This is a genomic window from Kitasatospora cathayae (genome assembly GCF_027627435.1).
GTDB classification, from domain to species: Bacteria; Actinomycetota; Actinomycetes; order Streptomycetales; family Streptomycetaceae; genus Kitasatospora; species Kitasatospora cathayae.
Genome location: NZ_CP115450.1, coordinates 2989858 through 3009169, shown reverse-complemented (window position 1 = coordinate 3009169; position 19312 = coordinate 2989858). Strand labels below are relative to the sequence as shown.

At 72.4% G+C, this 19312-nt stretch carries 13 protein-coding genes; 10 read left to right on the top strand and 3 right to left on the bottom strand.

Features of this window, described 5'->3' with window-relative positions:
* Positions 1 to 166 precede the first annotated feature (166 nt).
* The 6 genes from O1G21_RS13305 to O1G21_RS13280 all read left to right on the top strand — a co-directional run bounded on the left by O1G21_RS13305 (position 167) and on the right by O1G21_RS13280 (position 7318).
* A complete protein-coding gene (locus O1G21_RS13305) occupies positions 167 to 2278 on the top strand; it encodes a DNA gyrase/topoisomerase IV subunit B (protein WP_270143582.1) in 2112 nt (703 codons plus the stop codon).
* Between the two features lie 157 nt (positions 2279 to 2435).
* Positions 2436 to 2921, top strand: a complete 486-nt coding sequence (locus O1G21_RS13300; RefSeq protein ID WP_270143580.1) for a DUF1453 domain-containing protein — start codon at positions 2436 to 2438, stop codon at positions 2919 to 2921.
* A gap of 72 nt (positions 2922 to 2993) precedes the next feature.
* On the top strand, positions 2994 to 4142 hold the full coding sequence (locus O1G21_RS13295) for a sensor histidine kinase (protein ID WP_270150963.1): 1149 nt from the start codon (positions 2994 to 2996) through the stop codon (positions 4140 to 4142).
* A complete protein-coding gene (locus tag O1G21_RS13290; protein ID WP_270143579.1) occupies positions 4139 to 4879 on the top strand; it encodes a response regulator transcription factor in 741 nt (246 codons plus the stop codon). Before O1G21_RS13295 ends, O1G21_RS13290 begins: the two co-directional genes overlap by 4 nt.
* A 127-nt stretch (positions 4880 to 5006) precedes the next feature.
* On the top strand, positions 5007 to 5645 hold the full coding sequence (locus O1G21_RS13285; RefSeq protein ID WP_333493451.1) for a DUF485 domain-containing protein: 639 nt from the start codon (positions 5007 to 5009) through the stop codon (positions 5643 to 5645).
* A complete protein-coding gene (locus O1G21_RS13280) occupies positions 5642 to 7318 on the top strand; it encodes a solute symporter family protein (protein WP_405000634.1) in 1677 nt (558 codons plus the stop codon). Before O1G21_RS13285 ends, O1G21_RS13280 begins: the two co-directional genes overlap by 4 nt.
* 190 nt (positions 7319 to 7508) lie before the next feature.
* Here O1G21_RS13280 and O1G21_RS13275 read toward each other — a convergent pair whose 3' ends face one another.
* Both O1G21_RS13275 and O1G21_RS13270 read right to left on the bottom strand, forming a co-directional pair.
* On the bottom strand, positions 7509 to 8411 hold the full coding sequence (locus O1G21_RS13275; protein ID WP_270143578.1) for a sucrase ferredoxin: 903 nt from the start codon (positions 8409 to 8411) through the stop codon (positions 7509 to 7511).
* 196 nt (positions 8412 to 8607) lie between these two features.
* The gene (locus O1G21_RS13270; protein WP_270143576.1) at positions 8608 to 11058 is read right to left on the bottom strand and encodes a DNA gyrase/topoisomerase IV subunit A; all 2451 of its coding nucleotides are present in this window, start codon (positions 11056 to 11058) and stop codon (positions 8608 to 8610) included.
* A gap of 307 nt (positions 11059 to 11365) precedes the next feature.
* On the opposite strand from O1G21_RS13270, the gene O1G21_RS13265 reads away from it, so the two are divergent.
* The 3 genes from O1G21_RS13265 (at position 11366) to O1G21_RS13255 (ending at position 15617) form a co-directional block, all read left to right on the top strand.
* Positions 11366 to 12703 carry a M16 family metallopeptidase gene (locus O1G21_RS13265; RefSeq protein WP_270143574.1) on the top strand — a complete coding sequence of 446 codons (1338 nt, stop codon included), beginning with the start codon at positions 11366 to 11368 and terminating at the stop codon, positions 12701 to 12703.
* Positions 12700 to 14088 (top strand): M16 family metallopeptidase, encoded by a 1389-nt coding sequence (locus O1G21_RS13260; protein ID WP_270143572.1) that lies wholly within the window; start codon positions 12700 to 12702, stop codon positions 14086 to 14088. Before O1G21_RS13265 ends, O1G21_RS13260 begins: the two co-directional genes overlap by 4 nt.
* Positions 14089 to 14423: 335 nt before the next feature.
* A complete protein-coding gene (locus tag O1G21_RS13255; RefSeq protein ID WP_270143570.1) occupies positions 14424 to 15617 on the top strand; it encodes an RtcB family protein in 1194 nt (397 codons plus the stop codon).
* Between the two features lie 314 nt (positions 15618 to 15931).
* Here the strand turns inward: O1G21_RS13255 and O1G21_RS13250 are convergent, their stop codons facing one another.
* A complete protein-coding gene (locus O1G21_RS13250) occupies positions 15932 to 16213 on the bottom strand; it encodes an HPr family phosphocarrier protein (protein ID WP_270143568.1) in 282 nt (93 codons plus the stop codon).
* Positions 16214 to 16440: 227 nt separating this feature from the next.
* Here O1G21_RS13250 and O1G21_RS13245 point away from each other — a divergent pair, with 227 nt between their 5' ends.
* Positions 16441 to 19305, top strand: coding sequence for a bifunctional acetate--CoA ligase family protein/GNAT family N-acetyltransferase (locus O1G21_RS13245; RefSeq protein ID WP_270143567.1), 2865 nt, complete (start codon positions 16441 to 16443; stop codon positions 19303 to 19305).
* Positions 19306 to 19312 lie beyond the last annotated feature (7 nt).

Sequence of the window (19312 nt, the reverse complement as noted above, 5' to 3'; positions counted from 1 at the left end):
CGCCGGGCCGGCCCGCCGTGCTGTGCACCCGCCGCAGGGGTGCGGGCACAGGGAGCGACGGCTGTCGGTGCGGTGTGCTGCACTGGCGGACGGTCCGGATGCGTCCGGATGTGACCGATGAGACAGAACTTCACCTGAGACAGAACTTCACCGAGGAGAGTGCCGCGTGAGTGCCGAAACGACCGTGCCGTCCGCGCTGCTGGCCGGCGACGACGGTTCCAACTACACCGCGCGGCACCTGCTCGTCCTGGAGGGCCTGGAGGCCGTCCGCAAGCGCCCCGGCATGTACATCGGCTCGACCGACAGCCGCGGCCTGATGCACTGCCTCTGGGAGATCATCGACAACTCGGTCGACGAGGCGCTGGGCGGCTACTGCGACCGCATCGAGGTCCTGCTGCACCCGGACTCCTCGGTCGAGGTCCGCGACAACGGCCGTGGCATCCCGGTCGACGTCGAGCCCAAGACCGGATTGTCCGGCGTCGAGGTCGTGATGACCAAGCTGCACGCGGGCGGCAAGTTCGGCGGCGGCTCGTACGCCGCCTCCGGCGGTCTGCACGGCGTCGGCGCCTCGGTCGTGAACGCGCTCTCCGCCCGGCTGGACGTCGAGGTCGACCGCAGCGGCCACACCCACGCGATCAGCTTCCGCCGCGGCACCCCCGGCATCTTCACCGAGGCCAGCCCGGACGCGCCCTTCGAGCCCGCCAACGGCCTCACCAGGACCCGCAAGGTGCCCAAGACCCGCACCGGCACCCGGATCCGGTACTGGGCCGACCGGCAGATCTTCCTCAAGGACGCCAAGCTCTCCCTGGAGCACCTGCACAACCGCGCCCGGCAGACCGCCTTCCTCGTCCCCGGCCTGACCATCGTCGTGCGTGACGAACGGCTCGTGGAGAGCGAGCAGATCGAGGAGTCGGTCTTCCACTACGACGGCGGCATCGCCGAGTTCTGCGAGTTCCTCGCCCCCGACAAGCCGGTCAGCGACGTGCTGCGGCTGCGCGGCGAGGGCACCTTCAAGGAGACCGTGCCGGTCCTGGACGAGCTCGGCCACATGACCCCCACCGAGGTCACCCGCCACCTCGGCGTGGACATCGCGCTGCGCTGGGGCACCGGCTACGACACCACCCTGCGCTCCTTCGTCAACATCATCGCCACCCCCAAGGGCGGCACCCACGTCACCGGCTTCGAGCGCTCGCTGGCCAAGACCGTCAACGAGGTACTGCGCGCCAGCAAGCTGCTGCGCGTCGCCGAGGACGACATCACCAAGGACGACGCCACCGAGGGCCTCACCGCCGTGGTCACCGTCCGGCTCGCCGAGCCGCAGTTCGAGGGCCAGACCAAGGAGGTGCTCGGCACCTCGGCGGCCAACCGGATCGTCGCGGCCGTCGTCGCCAAGGAGCTCAAGGCCTTCCTCACCTCGGCCAAGAAGGACCAGAAGCAGCAGGCCCGGGCCGTACTGGAGAAGGTCGTCGCCGCCGCCCGCACCCGGGTCGCCGCCCGTCAGCACAAGGAGGCCCAGCGCCGCAAGACCGCGCTGGAGACCAGCTCGCTGCCCGCCAAGCTGGCCGACTGCCGCAGCGACGACGTCGACCGCAGCGAACTGTTCATCGTCGAGGGGGACTCCGCGCTCGGCACCGCCAAGCTCGCCCGCAACTCCGAGTTCCAGGCGCTGCTGCCGATCCGCGGCAAGATCCTCAACGTCCAGAAGGCCTCGGTGAGCGACATGCTCAAGAACGCCGAGTGCGCCGCGATCATCCAGGTGATAGGGGCCGGCTCGGGCCGCACCTTCGACATCGACCAGGCCCGTTACGGCCGGGTCATCTTCATGGCCGACGCCGACGTCGACGGCTCGCACATCCGCACCCTGCTGCTGACCCTCTTCCACCGCTACATGCGGCCGATGGTCGAGCAGGGCCGGGTCTTCGCCGCCGTCCCGCCGCTGCACCGGATCGAGCTCACCAACCCCAAGCGCGGCCAGGAGAAGTACCACTACACCTACTCCGACGCCGAACTGCGCTCCACCCTGCTGGAGTTCCAGCGCAAGGGGCAGCGCTGGAAGGAGCCGGTGCAGCGGTACAAGGGTCTGGGCGAGATGGACGCCGACCAGCTGGCCGAGACCACCATGGACCCGCGCCACCGCACCCTGCGCCGGATCAACCTGGGCGACCTGGAGCAGGCCGAGAGGATCTTCGACCTGCTGATGGGCAACGACGTCGCCCCGCGCAAGGAGTTCATCGTGGACTCGGCGGCCACCCTGGACCGCTCCCGCATCGACGCCTGACGCACCCGGACGACGAGGGCCCTCCACCCGTGGGTGGAGGGCCCTCGCGCTGCCGGTTCCACCCGGGGTCCACCCCGGATCCGATCAGCGGGGAGCGCCGGATCGGTAGCGTCGGAGAGGTCAGTGAACGGCCTCTCCCCGGGACGGAGAACCCCTCATGTCTGCCCTCGTCAACCTCCTCGTGATCGCCGCGGTGGTGGTCCTGGTGGTCGGGCGCCAGATGCGCGTCAAGCGACTGGACACCGAGCGCCGCTTCTGGGTGCTGCCGCTGGTCCTGGGCGTGATCGCGCTGCGCGATCCGCAGATCATCGACCACCAGCACACCGCGCTGTCGGCCACCCTGCTCGCCGCCGGACTGGTCACCACCCTCGCGATGGGGTCGGTCTGGGGCTGGACCGTCCGGATCTGGCGGGACGACGACGGCCACGTCCTGGTCAAGGGCACCAAGGCCACCATGGCCGCCTGGGGCGGGACGCTCGCCATCCGGATCGGCCTGTACGCGGCCGGCTCGGCCCTCGGCGTCCACCAGGCGGGCAGCTCGCTGATGCTCGGCATGGCGGTCCTGCTACTGGTCCGCTCGCTCGTGGTCAACTGGAGGGCCCGGACGCTGGAGCCCTCGCGGGCCACCGCCGTACTGCACTGAACCGTCGTCGTGAGCACCGAGGAGGACTCCTTGCCCGGGTGGTACTGGACCCGCTGGCCGTCCCGGGAGGGGATGGAGCGCGAGGCCGAGAGCCGGCCGCGACGGGTCCTCACCGTGTTCGGCCGGTTCGTCATGGTGGTCATCGTCGCGTGGGGAACCCTCGCCGGCGGCAAGTACGCGGGCTGGGGGGTAGCGGCCGCGGTGGCCGGCCTGGCCTCGGCCGTGGCACTCTGCGCGCTGTACCTGCACGTCACCCGGGAGCAGCGCCCGGTGGCCTCGTACCTGCTGTCCGCCGCCCTGGTCGGAGGCGCCTGGCTCGCCAACTGGGGACTGGCCTACACGCTGGCCGACTTCCTCTGGATCGGGCTGGCCGTGACGGTGCTGGTCAGGGTCCCGCCGGCACCCGCGTTGCTGGTCGCGGCGGCCGCGCTGGGCTCGTACGCGGCGGCCTCCCCGGCGAGCTGGCTCAGCGTCTCCGCCACGGTCGGGGGTTCCCTCCTGGTCGGCTTCCTGCTGCGGCTGGACATCGAGGCGCGCGGCACCGCCCGCCGGCTGCTGGTCCAGGAGCGTGCCGTCCGGGCCGCCGAGGCGGAGAGCGCGGCGCTCGCCGAACGGGCCAGGATCGCCCGGGAGATCCACGACGTGCTCGCCCACAGCCTTTCCGCGCAGCTGGTCCACCTGGAGGCGGCCCGGCTGATGCTGGACGCCGGGACGGACCGCGAGCAGATCCGCGAACGGGTCGTCGCCGCACGGCGGATGGCGCAGGACGGGCTGGCCGAGACCCGGCAGGCGCTGTCCGCGCTGCGCGGGGAGTTCACGCCGGTGGGGGAGTTCCTGGTGGAACTGACCGAGCGGGAACGGGCCCCGTTCACCGTCACGGGTACACCCCGGCCGCTGGGCGCCGAGGCCGGTCTGGCGGTGCGGCGCACCGCGCAGGAGGCGGTGACCAACGTCCGCAAGCACGCGCCGGGCGCCCGGTGCTCGGTCGAACTGCGGTACCTGGACGACGCGGTGGAGCTGGAGGTGCGCAACGCCCGGGCGTCGCGCGGTCAGTTCGCGGGAGAGGCGTCCTGTGGTGAGTCGTCCTCCCGTGAACTGGCCGACAGCGGCAGCGGGTACGGTCTGCTGGGGATGCGCGAACGCGCGGAACTGCTCGGCGGCACCCTGCTGGCGGGCCCGGAGGACGGAGGGTGGCGGGTGTTGCTGCGGGTGCCGGCATGAGTTCCGCGGTCACCAGGGTGCTGGTGGCGGACGACCAGACGGTGGTGCGCGAGGGCATCGTGATGCTGCTGGGGCTGCTGCCCGGCATCGAGGTGGTGGGCGCGGCGGCGGACGGGGAGGAGGCCGTCGCCCTGGTGGAGCGGCATCACCCGGACGTGGTGCTGATGGACCTGCGGATGCCGAGGGTCGACGGCGTCGAGGCGACCCGGCGGATCCGGGCCGCGCACCCGGAGACCGAGGTCGTGGTGCTCACCACCTACGCCGACGACGAGTCACTGTTCCCGGCGCTGCAGGCCGGGGCACGTGGCTACCTCACCAAGGACGTCGGCGGCGAGGAGATCGCCAAGGCCATCGCGGACGTCCGCGCGGGCGCGGCCGGGCTCTCCCCGCAGGTCCAACTCCGATTGTTGGAGCGGCTTTCGGAGGCTCCGTTGAAGGCCGCGCCGAACGCGCCGGGCGCCTCGAACGCGTCGAGCGCCTCGAGCGCGCCGACCGCCGCCGAGCGGCCCGCCGCCCGGGCCGGGGAGCTGCCGGACGGGTTGACCGTGCGGGAGGCCGAGGTGCTCGGGCTGATCGCCGAGGGCCTCTCCAACACCGAGATCGCCCAGCGACTGTTCGTCAGCCAGGCCACGGTGAAGACGCACATCAACAACCTGTTCGCCAAGACCGCGGTGCGGGACCGCGCGCAGGCGGTCGCGTACGCCTTCCGCCACGGAATCACCGGAACGCAGCAGTAGTCGGATGAGCATCCGTCAGATGATCGATCACCTCATTGAGTGAAGGTATCTGCGATGGTCAGGGACGGTGTCCGGCGGCCTCCATGATGGTTCGGGTCAGAACGCCCGGCCCGGCCCAGGAGCAGCAGTGCCACAGCAGCAGACCAGCAGTCCCGACCAGGGACAGCGATTCGACTGGTGGGCCGCTCCGGCCGCCGCCACCGCTTCCGAGCCGGCTGCCGCGCCCCGCCGAACGGCCGTACCGGCCCAGCCGGGACCCACCAGTGCGGGCGCCACCCAGCCGACCGCCGCCCAGCCGGGCGCCGCTGCCGAGCAGGTGACCGCACCGCCGGCTCCGCCCGTGGCCCCGCCGTCGGCCCCGCCCGTCGTGCCGCCGCTCGCCCCGCCGGCTGTCCCGCCGGTCGTCCCGGCCGTCGTGGCGCAGGAGCCGCCGGCGCCGGTGAGCGGCACCGACAGGACCGAGGTCTACCGGAGCGTCCAGGCCAGCGCGGCCTTCCAGGACATCCGCCGCAGCTACCGCGCGTTCGTCTTCCCGACCTGCGGCGCCTTCCTCTGCTGGTACCTGCTGTACGTCGCCGCCGCGGCCGCCGCGCCCGGCGCGATGCGCAGCCCGGTGGTCGGCCCGTTCAACGTGGCCTGGCTGCTCGGCCTGCTGCAGTTCGCCTCCACCTTCCTGCTCACCTGGCTCTACGCCCGCAACGCCCGGACCAAGCGCGACCGCGCCGCGCTGGGCCTGCGCTGGGACACCCAGGACCAGCTGCGATGACGACCACCACCGGTGTGATGACCACCGCCACCCCGCCCCCCGTCGCCCCCACCGGCCAGCACCACGGCCTGGCGATCGTGCTGTTCGCCGTCATCGTCCTGGTCACCCTGGGCATCACCCTCTGGGTCGGCCGCCAGGGCAACGCCGCCGAGGACTTCTACGCCGGCGGGCGCGACTTCACCCCGCTGCAGAACGGCTTCGCCCTCTCCGGCGACTACCTCTCCGCCGCCTCCTTCCTCGGCGTCGCCGGGCTGATCGCCCTGTACGGCTACGACGGCGTGCTCTACAGCATCGGCTTCCTGGTCGCCTGGCTGGTCGTGCTGATGCTGGTCGCCGAACTCGTCCGCAACGCCGGGCGGTACACCCTCGCCGACGTGCTCGCGCTGCGGCTGCGGCGCCGCAGGGTGCGGGCGGCGGCCGGCGGTGCCAGTGTCGTGGTCACCCTGCTCTACCTGGTCGCCCAGATGGTCGGCGCCGGCTCGCTGGTCGCACTGCTGCTCGGCACCAACAGCGCCCAGGCCCGGACCTGGACCATCATCGGGGTCGGCGCTCTGATGATCGTCTACGTCACGATCGGCGGGATGCGGGCCACCACCTGGATCCAGATCGTCAAGGCCTTCCTGCTGATCGCGGGTTCGATGCTGCTGACCGTGCTGTTGGTGGTGCGCTTCCACGGCGACCTCTTCGAGCTGATGCGCCAGGCCGCCCAGCACAGCGGCGCCGGGCACCGCTACCTCGAACCCGGGCTCAAGTACGGCGCCACCTTCACCAGCCGGCTGGACTTCTTCAGCCTCGGCCTGGCCCTGGTGCTCGGCACCGCCGGCCTGCCGCACATCCTGTCCCGCTTCTACACCGTGCCCACCGCCCGGGCCGCCCGCCGCTCCACGATGTGGGCGATCGGCCTGGTCGGCGGCTTCTACCTGATGGCCATCGCGCTCGGCCTGGGCGCCACCGCGCTGGTCGGTTCGGCCGAGGTGCGGCACGCCAACTCGGCCGGGAACACCGCCGTTCCACTGCTCGCCCTGGTGCTCGGCGGCGGCAACGGCAGCACCGGCGGGGTGGTGCTGTTCGCGCTGATCTCGGCGATCGCCTTCGCCACCATCCTCGCCGTGGTCGCCGGGCTGACGCTCGCCTCCTCCGCCGCCTTCGCCCACGACATCTGGGCCGGCGCCTGGCGCGGCGGCCCGCGCCGCCGCCGCGGGGGAGAGGCCGCCGAGAAGCCCAGCGAGCAGCAGGAGGTGCTGGTCGCCCGGTTCGCCGCCGCCGGGATCGGCGCGGTGGCGATCGTGATCAGCCTGTACGCCCAGCAGCTGAACGTCGCTTTCCTGGTCGGCCTGGCCTTCGCGGTGGCCGCCTCCTCCAACCTGCCCGTGCTGCTGTACAGCCTGTTCTGGTCGCGGTTCACCGCCCGGGGCGCGGTCTGGTCGGTGTACGGCGGGCTGGTCCCGGCGATCGTGCTGGTGTTCTTCTCGCCGGTGGTCTCCGGCTCCAATGCGGCGCTGTTCCCCGGCGTCGACTTCCACTGGTTCCCGCTGGAGAACCCCGGCATCGTCTCCATCCCGCTCGGCTTCCTGGCCGGCTGGATCGGGACGCTCACCTCGCCCGAGCCCGCCGACGCGGACCGGTTCGCCGAGCTGGAGGTGCGCTCCCTCACCGGTGCGGGCGCGGCCTGAGCGTCGCGCCCCGGGGAACCCCGGCGGGCCTGGGGCCGCCGGGGTTCCCCATGTCCAGGCGCCCCCATGTCCGCGTCATCGTGTCCGCGTCATCGGGGGTGTGCTGTCGTCGGCAAGGCCGCCGGCTGATCCCCGGCCACCATCGCGGTCCCGCGCTCACCCCCACGGGCGCGGGGCCACCAGACAGGCCCTATACGCCCCGGACCGACAGCACGTCCATCCGCGAGGGCGTCCCCGCCGCCTTGCCGCAGCTCTCCGGACGCGGCGGCTGGCTCACCGTCTCGATCACGTCCACCTCCCAGGCCCGGCCGTCCCGGTGCACCACGCGCACCAGCCAGCGGCCCTCGCCGTCCGGCCGCTGGGCCAGGGTCAGCGCGTCCACCCGGGTCTCGCCGGTCGCCAGCCGCACCGCGTGCTCGGCCGCCTGCCCCGGCCGCTCCCAGCCCGAGCAGCCCCGCGACCACTCCGGCACCATGTGCCCGGCCGCCGTCGCGGCCAGCACCTCCTTGGCGGTCTCGGGCGTCAGCCGCCCGTACGCGTAGCCGTGCGGCAGCACCAGCATCGTGGGCGCGAAGCGGTGCCCGCCCAGGTGGGTCACCTCCCACACCTCGCTGTGCCCGGCCGCCGCCAGCTCCGCCGCGAGCGGACGGCCCAGCAGCGCGCAGCAGCGGTCCCGACGGCCGTTGGTGCACACCAGCGCCAGCGGACCGCCGACGTGCTCCACCCCGAAACCCGTGTGGTCGCCGACGCCCAGCGCCGCGAAGTCCAGCTCCAGCAGCTCCGCCGGATCCGCCACCTGCGCCCGGCGCACCCAGCCGCGGCCCGGCACCGTGTGCGCCACGACCACCTCGTGCCGCGCCGTCGGCGGGCAGTCCGCGTGCCGGCCCGGCCGCCGGATCAGCGCCACCCGCACGCCCGTACCGGCCGCGGCGCCCTCCAGCGCGTGCCCCGTGACCCGGTCGAGGTGGCTCTCGCCCAGTGCCTTCGCGCCCCACGGGCCGTTCTGCTCCACCAGCAGCCAGGTGGTCGCCACCGCCGCGGTCGCGGTCAACGGCTCCGAAAGTTCACGCGAAAGGGTCGTACAGGTGCTCATCTGGGCAAGGCTACCCTCAGTGGTTCGGCCCGTCCCGGGGGCCGCCGAGTGGCCCGGACGTGCCGGAACGAGATCCTCCGGACGTGCCGGGGGCGGGTCGGAGGACGCGCCGCAGGGCGTGCCGGAAGGCGGCGCGCCCACCGGCACCCAGCCCACCGGCACCCAGCCCCCGGCACCCCGCCCACCGGACCCGCCGCTACGCCGGACCGGCGACCACCGAGATCGGAGTCGTCACCGGCGTGCCCGAGCCGTCCCGACGCGGGTCGCGCTCCGGCAGGTCGACCGGCGCGCCCTTGGCGGTGGCGGCCCGGGCCGGAGCGGCACCCGCCCAGGCGAACGCCAGGCCGTCCTCGCCGCGCAGGAAGCGGTGGCAGCGCACGCCGCCGGTCGCCCGGCCCTTGCGCGGGTACTGCTCGAACGGGGTGACCTTCCAGGACGTCTGCTCGTCACCGGACAGCGTGCCCGACGCGGCCGCCACCGAGACCACCACCGCGTCCCCGGCCGGATCCACCGCCGTGAACGACAGCACCCGGGCGCCGTCCGACAGCTTGATGCCCGCCATGCCACCCGCCGGACGGCCCTGCGGACGGACCTGGCCCGCCGGGTAGCGCAGCAGCTGGGCGTCCGAGGTGATGAAGACCAAGTCCTCCTCGCCGGTGCGCAGTTCGACCGCACCCACCAGCTCGTCGCCGTCCTTGAGCGCGATCACCTCGAACTCGTCCTTGTTCGCCGGCCACTCCGGCACCACCCGCTTCACCACACCCTGCACCGTGCCCAGCGCCAGCCCCGGAGAGGACTCGTCCAGCGTGGTCAGCGCCAGCACCCGCTCCCCGGCCTCCAGCCGCAGGAACTCACCCACCGCGGCACCGCCCGCCAGCGTCGGCGAGGGCGTCGGCGGCAGCGCCGGCAGGTCGATCACCGGCAGCCGCAGCACCCGGCCCGCCGACGTCACCACACCCACGTCCGCCCGCGCCGTCGCCGGCACCGCCGACACGATCACATCGTGCTTCGCCCGCTTCTCCGACAGTTCGAACGGCTCACCGTCCGCCGTCCGCGCCAGCAGCCCCGTCGAGGACAGCAGCACCCGGCACGGGTCGTCCGCCACCTCCAGCGGCACCGACAGCGCCGCCGACGGAGCCGCCCCCGCCTCCAGCAGCACCGTCCGCCGCTCCGTCCCGAACTGCTTGGACACCGCGCCCAGTTCGGACGACACCACGCTGCGCAGCTTGCTGTCCGACTCCAGGATCTCGGTCAGCTCCGCGATCTCCGCGGTCAGCTTCGCCTTCTCCTGCTCCAGCTCCACCCGGTCGAACCTGGTCAGCCGGCGCAGCGGGGTGTCCAGGATGTACCCGGTCTGCGTCTCCGACAGCGAGAAGCGCTCCATCAGGCGCTCCTTCGCCTGCTGCGCGTTGTCACTCGACCGGATGATCGCGATGACCTCGTCGATGTCGACCAGGGCCACCAGCAGACCCTCGACCAGGTGCAGCCGCTCCTCGCGCTTGCGGCGGCGGAAGTCGCTGCGCCTGCGCACCACCGTGAACCGGTGGTCGACGTAGACCTCCAGCAGCTCCTTCAGCCCGAGCGTCAGCGGCTGCCCGTCCACCAGCGCCACGTTGTTGATGCCGAAGGTCTCCTCCATCGGCGTCAGCTTGTAGAGCTGCTCCAGCAGCGCCTCCGGCACGAAGCCGTTCTTCACCTCGATCACCAGCCGCAGCCCGTGCTCGCGGTCGGTGAGGTCCTTGACGTCCGCGATGCCCTGCAGCTTCTTCGCGTTGACCAGGTCCTTGATCTTCGAGATGACCTTCTCCGGGCCGACGTTGTACGGCAGCTCGGTCACCACGATGCCCTTGCGGCGCGCCGTCACCGCCTCCACCGTCGCCGTCGCCCGGATCTTGAACGTGCCGCGGCCCGACTCGTACGCGTCCCGGATCCCCGACAGGCCCACGATCCGCCCGCCCGTCGGCAGGTCCGGACCGGGCACGAACCGCATCAGCGTGTCCAGGTCCGCGTTCGGGTGCTTGATCAGGTGCCGGGCCGCCGCCACCACCTCGGACAGGTTGTGCGGCGGCATGTTCGTCGCCATGCCCACCGCGATGCCCGTCGCGCCGTTCACCAGCAGGTTCGGGAACGCCGCCGGCAGCGCCAGCGGCTCCTGCTCGCTGCCGTCGTAGTTCGGCCCGAAGTCGACGGTGTCCTCGTGGATCGACTCCACCATCGCCATCGACGCCGCCGTCAGCCGCGACTCGGTGTAACGCATCGCCGCCGGCGGGTCGTCGTTGCCCAGCGAACCGAAGTTGCCGTGCCCGTCGATCAGCGGCAGCCGCATCGAGAACGGCTGCGCCATGCGCACCACGGCGTCGTAGATCGACTGGTCACCGTGCGGGTGCAGCCGACCCATCACCTCGCCCACCACGCGGGCGCACTTCACGTGCGCCCGGTCCGGACGCAGGCCCATCTCGTTGGCCTGGTACAGGATCCGGCGGTGCACCGGCTTCATGCCGTCCCGCGCGTCCGGCAGCGCACGCGAGTAGATCACCGAGTAGGCGTACTCCAGGAAGGAGCCCTGCATCTCGTCCACGACGTCGACGTCGAGGATCCGCTCCTCGAAGTCTCCGGGCGGCGGGGTCTGCGAACTGCGGCGGGCCATCGCGGCGGGGCTCCCTTACGTGTCGCTGGCTGTGTCGTCGGTCGATCGTCGGCCGTCGGTCAAATCGTCGGACGGGCGTCGCCGTCCTGCTTCACCGTCCTGCCGCCGCGACCCGTCAACCGGGCGCGGTCAACAGGGCGCGGCGCCCCCATTGTGGACCCTCGCGCCGACACTCCCGGCCAGCGGCCCTCTTCCGCCCCTGGCGAACGCCGCTTCCGCGCGGGCACGAACACGCCCCCCACGCGTTGCACCACAATGGGGGACGCCACACGAACCCCGACATCGACGACGGGAAGGACCCGAGCGCATGGCCAACCCGGCCCCCGCCTCCAGCCGAGGCATCGCCATCACCGAGCACCGCCTGGCCAACGGCCTGCGCGTCGTCCTCTCCGAGGACCGCCTCACCCCGGTCGCCGCGGTCTGCCTCTGGTACGACGTCGGCTCCCGCCACGAGGTCAAGGGCCGCACCGGCCTGGCCCACCTCTTCGAGCACCTGATGTTCCAGGGCTCCGCCAACGTCTCCAACAACGGGCACTTCGAACTCGTCCAGGGCGCCGGCGGCTCGCTCAACGGCACCACCAGCTTCGAGCGCACCAACTACTACGAGACCATGCCCGCCCACCAGCTGGAGCTCGCCCTCTGGCTGGAGGCCGACCGGATGGGCTCCCTGCTCGCCGCCCTCGACGAGACGTCCATGGAGAACCAGCGCGCCGTCGTCAAGAACGAACGCCGCCAGCGCTACGACAACGTCCCGTACGGCACCGCCTTCGAGAAGCTCACCGCGCTCTCCTTCCCCGACGACCACCCGTACCACCACACCCCCATCGGCTCCATGGCCGACCTCGACGCCGCCACCCTCGAGGACGCCCGCGCCTTCTTCCGCACCTACTACGCGCCCAACAACGCCGTGCTCTCCATCGTCGGCGACATCGACCCCGAGCAGACCATCGCCTGGGTCGAGAAGTACTTCGGCTCCATCCCCGCCCACGACGGCAAGCAGCCCCCGCGCTCCGGCGAACTCCCCGAAACCATCGGCCGGGAGGTCCGCCAGAACCTCACCGAGGACGTCCCCTCCCGCGCCCTGATGGCCGCCTACCGCCTGCCGCACGACGGCACCCGGGAAGCCGACGCCGCCGACCTCGCCCTCACCATCCTCGGCAGCGGCGAGTCCAGCCGCCTCTACAACCGGCTCGTCCGCCGCGACCGCACCGCCGTCGCCGCCGGCTTCGGCCTGCTGCGCCTCGCCGGCGCCCCCAGCCTCGGCTGGCTCGACGTCAAGACCTCCGGCGACGCCACCATCGCCCAGATCGACGCCGCCGTCGACGAGGAGCTCGCCCGCTTCGCCGCCGAGGGCCCCACCGCCGAGGAACTCGAGCGCGCCCAGGCCCAGATCGAGCGCGAATGGCTCGACCGGCTCACCACCGTCGCCGGCCGCGCCGACGAACTCTGCCGCTACGCCGTCCTGTTCGGCGACCCCAAGCTGCTGAACGACGCCCTCCCCAAGGTCCTCGACGTCACCGCCGAAGAGGTCCAGGCCGTCGCCAAGGCCCGGCTCCACCCCGACAACCGGGCCGTCCTCGCCTACGAGCCGACCGCCGCCGACGCTTCCGACGCCGCTTCCGAAGAGGAGGGTGCCGCCGTATGAGCACCGACTACGTCCCCGCGATGACCTTCCACCCCCAGCCCCAGCCCGGCACCCCCAGCCCGTGGGCGTTCCCCGCCCCCGAGCGCGCCGCCCTCGGCAACGGCATCACCGTCCTGCACTGCCACCGGCCCGGCCAGCAGTTGGTCGCCGTCGAGGTCCTCCTCGACGCCCCGCTCGCCGCCGAACCCGAGGGCCTCGACGGCGTCGCCGCCATCCTCGCCCGCGCCTTCAACGAGGGCACCGACACCCTCACCGCCGAGGAGTTCGCCGGCGAACTCGAGCGCGCCGGCGCCACCCTCGACGCCCACGCCGACCACCCGTGCATCCGGGTCGCCCTGGAGGTCCCCGCCTCCCGGCTCCAGCGCGGTCTCACCCTGCTCGCCGACGCCCTGCGCGCCCCCGCCCTCCCCGCCGAGGAGATCGAGCGCCTCGTCGCCAACCGGCTCGACGAGATCGTCCACGAGCAGGCCAACCCCGCCCGGCGCGCCGCCAAGGCCCTCTACGCCGAACTCTTCGACGCCGCGGACCGCCTCTCCCGGCCCCGCAGCGGCACCGCCGACACCGTCAAGTCGATCGACCGCGCCGCCGTCAAGGCCTTCTACGACGCCCACGTGCGGCCCGCCACCACCACCGTCGTGGTGGTCGGCGACCTCACCGGCGTCGACCTGCCGGCCCTGCTGGAGAGCACCCTCGGCACCTGGACCGGCTCCGCCGCCGAACCCTCCGTCCACGCCCCCGTCACCGGCGACGACCGCGGCCGCGTCCTCATCGTCGACCGCCCCGGCTCCGTCCAGACCCAGCTGCTGATCGGCCGGATCGGCCCGGACCGCCACGACCCGGTCTGGGCCGCCCAGATCCTCGGCACCTACTGCCTCGGCGGCACCCTCACCTCCCGCCTCGACCGCGTCCTGCGCGAGGAGAAGGGCTACACCTACGGCGTCCGCGCCTTCGCCCAGCCGCTGCGCTCCGCCGCCGACGGCAGCGGGCGCTCGCTGCTCGCCATCAGCGGTTCGGTGGACACCGCCTCCACCGCCCCCGCGCTCGCCGACACCTGGACCATCCTGCGCGACCTCGCCGCCGGGGGCCTCACCGACGCCGAGCGCGACGAGGCCGTGCAGTTCCTGGTCGGCGTCGCGCCGCTCAAGTACGAGACCGCGGGCTCCGTCGCCGGCACCCTGGCCGACCAGGTCGAGCAGCACCTCCCCGACGACTACCAGGCCGAGGTCTACCGGCAGCTGGCCGAACTGCCCACCGCCGCGGCCACCGAGGCCGTGGTCGCGGCCTTCCCGCCGGACCGCCTGGTCACCGTCCTGGTCGGCGACGCCGCCGAGATCGAGGACGACGTGCGGGCGCTCGGCATCGGCGAGGTCACCGTCGTCAACTGACGCCTGCGGTCGTGCGCCGTCCGGCCCGGTGGAGCACCTCCGCTCCGCCGGGCCGGACGCGTTTTTAAATCCCTTGCGGGCCCGTCCGGTTCCGTGGATAGATGTTCCACGACGCACAGCACGTGCGAACTGCGAACTGCGACGAACGGAAGGGAGGCGGTCACCATGCGGGTCGAGCAAGCCATACGACGGCGCTCCCCGAGGCCGTACCTCCCCTGCGTCGCTCCGGCTGCCTGAGCGCACCCGTTTCCTGAACTTCCCCGAGCCGCACCGGGATTCTCTTCGCGCGGCATGCCTTTCCTCTGAACCCACCGACCGTTGGAGGTCGTTCAACCATGACGTACACCGAAGTGCCCGGAATCCGGGTGCCGATCCGGATGTGGACCGACCCGGCGACGGTCGAGGGCGCGGCCCTGCAGCAGCTGCGCAACATCAGCTCGCTGCCCTGGCTGCACGGCCTCGCCGTGATGCCCGACGTCCACCTGGGCAAGGGCGCGACCGTCGGCTCCGTCATCGCCATGAAGGGTGCGGTCTGCCCGGCGGCGGTCGGCGTCGACATCGGCTGCGGGATGAGCGCGGTGAAGACCTCCCTCACTGCCAAGGACCTCCCGGACGACCTCTCCGGCCTGCGCTCCAAGATCGAGCAGGCCATCCCGGTCGGCCGCGGCCTCCACACCGACCCGGTCGACCCGACCAAGCTGCACGGCTTCCGCGCGGCGGGTTGGGACGACTTCTGGCAGCGCTTCGACGGGGTGGCGGAAGCGGTCAAATGGCGTCGCGAACGTGCCATGCAGCAGATGGGAACGCTCGGAAGTGGCAACCACTTTTCAGAAGTGTGCCTAGATGAGACCGATTCTGTTTGGTTGATGTTGCATTCCGGATCGCGCAACATCGGCAAGGAGTTGGCGGAGCACCACATGGGCGTCGCCCGCTCGCTGTCACACAACCAGGGGCTCGTCGATCGGGATCTGGCGGTCTTCCTCGCGAAGACCCCGGAGATGGCGGACTACCGCCAGGACCTCTTCTGGGCGCAGGAGTACGCCAAGAACAACCGCGCGGTCATGATGGCGCTCTTCCAGGACGTCGTGCGCCGCGAATTCGGCAAGGCGAAGGTCACCTTCGACGAGGTGATCAGCTGCCACCACAACTACGTGGCGGAGGAGCGCTACGACGGCGTCGACCTGTTGGTGACCCGCAAGGGCGCGATCCGGGCCGGCTCCGGCGACTTGGGGATCATCCCGGGTTCGATGGGGACGGGTTCCTACATCGTCCGTGGCCTGGGCAACGAGGCGGCGTTCAACTCCGCCTCGCACGGCGCCGGCCGCAAGATGAGCCGCAACGCCGCCAAGAAGCGCTTCACCACGCGCGACCTGGCCGAGCAGACCAAGGGCGTCGAGTGCCGCAAGGACAGCGGTGTCGTCGACGAGATCCCGGGCGCCTACAAGAACATCGAGAAGGTCATCGAGCAGCAGAAGGACCTGGTAGAGGTCGTCGCGCACCTCAAGCAGGTGGTCTGTGTGAAGGGTTGACAAATGGGGCCCCCGGATTTTCCGGGGGCCTCAGTTGGGACGCTGTCTTTCGCGGTTGGCAGCCGTTGAGGCGCCATCGGCGAATATCGCAGCTCTTCTCGGTTCTGCCGAGTTGTTCTGCGGCTGCTCTAATGCTGGCTGCTGCCAGGAGGATGTCATCCTCCGCCTTGCTCCAACTGCGCTTGAGCATGCGCTTCCAGTCTGGCGGTCTGACCCACGCGGCTGCCTGCTCGGCCGCAGCCTTCTTTCGTGGAAGCGCCATGCGGCCGGGGTAGTGCTGGGCACTACCGGGCGCTTCGTGTGCGCTGCGAGGCTCAGGCGGCCGCGGGGAGCTCGTCGAGGCCTTCGGAGACCAGCTTGGCGAGGCGGTCGAGGGCCTCGTCGGCGCCCGGGGCCTCGGAGGCGAGGATGACCTCCTCGCCTCCCTGGGCGCCCAGGGCGAGGAGGCCGAGCATGGAGGCGGCGTTGACCGGGTTGCCGCCCGGCTTGGCGATGGTGATCGGCACGCCGGTGGCCGTGACGGCCCGGACGAAGACGGAGGCGGGACGGGCGTGCAGGCCCTCGGCCCAACCGATGGTGACGCGGCGCTCGGCCATGAGACGTGCCTTTCCGGTGAAGCTGGTCACGGCCGTGCTCGGGGGAGCGGGGGAAACGACCGTGTTGTCTAGACCAGTGTTGCACGCAGATCACCCCTGTGAGGCGTCGCGTTCGGGAGTTGTGATTGTTTCTTTTCGGGGCATAAGGCCCGGCTAGTGGCCCTGTCCAATCTGCCGTGGGCACGCGCCCGGCGCCATCCGGCCCGCCGCCGGATAACCTGGCGAATGTGGAAGACCCCGCGGTGGCGAACCCCGCGCAACCCGACTATCCGCAGCACTGGGAAGCCGACGTCCTGCTGCGCGACGGCGGCACGGCCCGGATCCGGCCGATCACTCCCGAGGACGCCGGACGGCTGGTGGAGTTCTACGAGCAGGTCTCGGACCAGTCCAAGTACTTCCGCTTCTTCGCCCCATACCCGCGGCTCTCCGACAAGGACGTCCGCCGCTTCACCCACCACGATTTCGTGAACCGGGTCGGCCTCGCCGTGGTGGTCCGTGACCACTTCATCGCCACCGTCCGCTACGACCGGATCGACGCCGAGGGCCGCCCCTCCGAACACGGTACGGACGCCGAGGTCGCCTTCCTGGTCCAGGACGCCCACCAGGGTCGCGGGGTGGCCTCCGCACTGCTGGAGCACATCGCGGCGGTCGCCCAGGAGCGCGGCATCCGCCGTTTCCAGGCCGAGGTGCTGCCGGAGAACCGCAAGATGGTGAAGGTCTTCACCGACGCCGGCTACACCCAGCGCCGCAGCTTCGCCGACGGTGTGGTGCACCTGGAGTTCGACCTCGAACAGACCGACCGCTCACTCGCCGTGATGCGCGCCCGCGAGCACCGTGCCGAGGCCCGCTCGGTGCAGCGGCTGCTGACCCCGCGCTCGGTGGCCGTGATCGGCGCCTCCCGCAACCCGCAGACCGTCGGCCGGGCCATCCTGCGCGACCTGCTGGGAAGCAGCCCGGCCGACCGCGCCGTCCACGCGGTGAACCGCAGCGTCCCGCCCGGCACCGAGCTGGACGGCGTCCCGGTGCACCGTTCGATTCTGGACATTCCCGGGCCGGTCGACCTCGCGGTGATCGCCGTCCCCGAGAGCGCCGTCCCGGCGGCCGTCGCCGAGTGCGGCGCGCACGGCGTGCAGGGCCTGGTGGTGGTCACCGCCGGCTACGCGGAGACCGGCCCGGAGGGCCGTGACCGCCAGCGCGCCCTGGTCCGCCAGGCCCGCGCGGCGGGGATGCGGGTGATCGGCCCGAACGCCTTCGGTCTGATCAACACCGACCCGGACGGCCCGCTGAACGCCTCGCTCGCCCCGCACCTGCCCGACCGCGGCGGCTTCGGGGTCTTCTGCCAGTCCGGGGCGATCGGCGTGGCCCTGCTGGAGTCCGCCCACCGGCGCGGCCTCGGCGTCTCCTCCTTCGCCTCGGTCGGCAACCGCGCGGACGTCTCCGGCAACGACTTCCTGCAGTACTGGGCCGAGGACGAGGCCACCGAGGTGGTGCTGCTCTACCTGGAGTCCTTCGGCAACCCCCGCAAGTTCACCCGGATCGCCCGCCGCCTGGCCACCGCCAAGCCCGTGGTGGTGGTCAAGGGCGCCCGGCACACCGGCAGCCTGCCGCCCGGCCACGCCGTCCCGGCCACCGCCACCGGCCTGCGCGACGCCACCGTGGACGCGCTGTTCGAACAGGCCGGGGTGATCAGGGTGGCGACCATCACCGAGCTGTTCGACACCGGTGAGCTGCTCGCCCAGCAGCCGCTGCCGCCCGGCGACCGGGTCGCCGTGGTCGGCAACTCCGACTCGCTCGGCCTGCTCACCTACGACGCCTGCCTGAGCGCCGGGCTGCGCCCGCGCACCCCCGTCGACCTCACCACCGCCGCCACCGGCGAGAACTTCCGGGTCGCGCTGGACGTCGCGCTCAGCAATCCGGCCGTGGACGCGGTGATCGCCGTCGCCATCCCGCCGATCGGCACCTCCGCCCACGCCTTCACGGGCGGTCGACTGACCGGTCCGGACGACCCGGAGATGGGCTCGGACGACCCGGAGATCGCCACCGCCCTGCTCGAAGCGGGCGAGCGCGCACGGGAGTTGGGCAAGCCCCTGGTGCTGGCCCACCTGGCGCTGACCGACCTGCCGCCCCGGCTGCGCCCCGGTGGCATCCCGGCCTACGCGGCGCCCGAGCGCGCCGTGCACGCCCTCGCGCACGCCGTGCACTACGCCGAGTGGCGCCGCCGCACCGCCGAGGCGGAGGAGACGGCGCGCGTCCCCGAGCTGGACCGGATCGACGAGCCCGGCGCCCGCGCCCTGGTGGAGGCGGCGCTGAGCACCCGGGCCGCGGTCTCCCGCCCGTCGCCCACCACCACCCTTGTTCGAGGCGCTACGCGCCGTTCCTTCTCGTTCACCCAGCCCGGTGGCGCCCGGATCACCCTGCCGGACACCGAGGCCCGGGTGCTGCTGGCCCGCTACGGCATCGACGTCTCGCCCACGCTGCCCGCCCCGGACGAGGAGAGCGCCGTCCGGGCCGCCGAACAGCTCGGCTACCCGGTGGCCCTGAAGGCGACCGCCCCGCACCTGCGTCACCGGCCCGACCTGGGCAGCGTCCGCCTGGACCTGACCGGCGAACCCGGCCTGCGCCGCGCCCACCGGGAGCTGGACGCCCTGCTCGGCGGCGCGGCGGAGGCCCAGCTGGTGGTGCAGCGGCTGGCCCCGCGCGGGGTGGACACCGTGATCGGCGCCACGGTCGACCCGGCCGTCGGCGCGATCCTGTCCTTCGGCCTGGCCGGCGCCCCGGCCGAACTGCTGGGCGACGTGGCCCACCGCCTGGTCCCGGCGACGGACCAGGACGTCGCCGGGCTGATCCGCGAGGTGCGCGCGGCGCCGCTGCTGTTCGGCTGGCGCGGCGCCGAGGCGGTGGACACCGACGCCCTGGAGGAACTGCTGCTGCGGGTGTCGCGGCTGGTGGACGACCTCCCGGAGATCGCTTCGGTGGACCTCGAACCGGTGGTCGTGGCCCCGCACGGACTGGCGATCCTGGGGGCGCGGGTGCGGGTCGCACCGCTGCCCGTCCGCAGCGATCTGGGCCCGCGCGCGATGAGCACGCTGTAACCTTCCT

Excerpts from the sequence above, each read along its gene's own strand:
- O1G21_RS13300 (WP_270143580.1), top strand. The coding sequence starts at position 2,436 with ATGTCTGCCCTCGTCAACCTCCTCGTGATCGCCGCGGTGGTGGTCCTG.
- O1G21_RS13295 (WP_270150963.1), top strand. The coding sequence starts at position 2,994 with ATGGAGCGCGAGGCCGAGAGCCGGCCGCGACGGGTCCTCACCGTGTTC.
- O1G21_RS13290 (WP_270143579.1), top strand. The coding sequence starts at position 4,139 with ATGAGTTCCGCGGTCACCAGGGTGCTGGTGGCGGACGACCAGACGGTG.
- O1G21_RS13280 (WP_405000634.1), top strand. The coding sequence starts at position 5,642 with ATGACGACCACCACCGGTGTGATGACCACCGCCACCCCGCCCCCCGTC.
- O1G21_RS13275 (WP_270143578.1), bottom strand. The coding sequence starts at position 8,411 with ATGAGCACCTGTACGACCCTTTCGCGTGAACTTTCGGAGCCGTTGACC.
- O1G21_RS13270 (WP_270143576.1), bottom strand. The coding sequence starts at position 11,058 with ATGGCCCGCCGCAGTTCGCAGACCCCGCCGCCCGGAGACTTCGAGGAG.
- O1G21_RS13265 (WP_270143574.1), top strand. The coding sequence starts at position 11,366 with ATGGCCAACCCGGCCCCCGCCTCCAGCCGAGGCATCGCCATCACCGAG.
- O1G21_RS13260 (WP_270143572.1), top strand. The coding sequence starts at position 12,700 with ATGAGCACCGACTACGTCCCCGCGATGACCTTCCACCCCCAGCCCCAG.
- O1G21_RS13255 (WP_270143570.1), top strand. The coding sequence starts at position 14,424 with ATGACGTACACCGAAGTGCCCGGAATCCGGGTGCCGATCCGGATGTGG.
- O1G21_RS13250 (WP_270143568.1), bottom strand. The coding sequence starts at position 16,213 with ATGGCCGAGCGCCGCGTCACCATCGGTTGGGCCGAGGGCCTGCACGCC.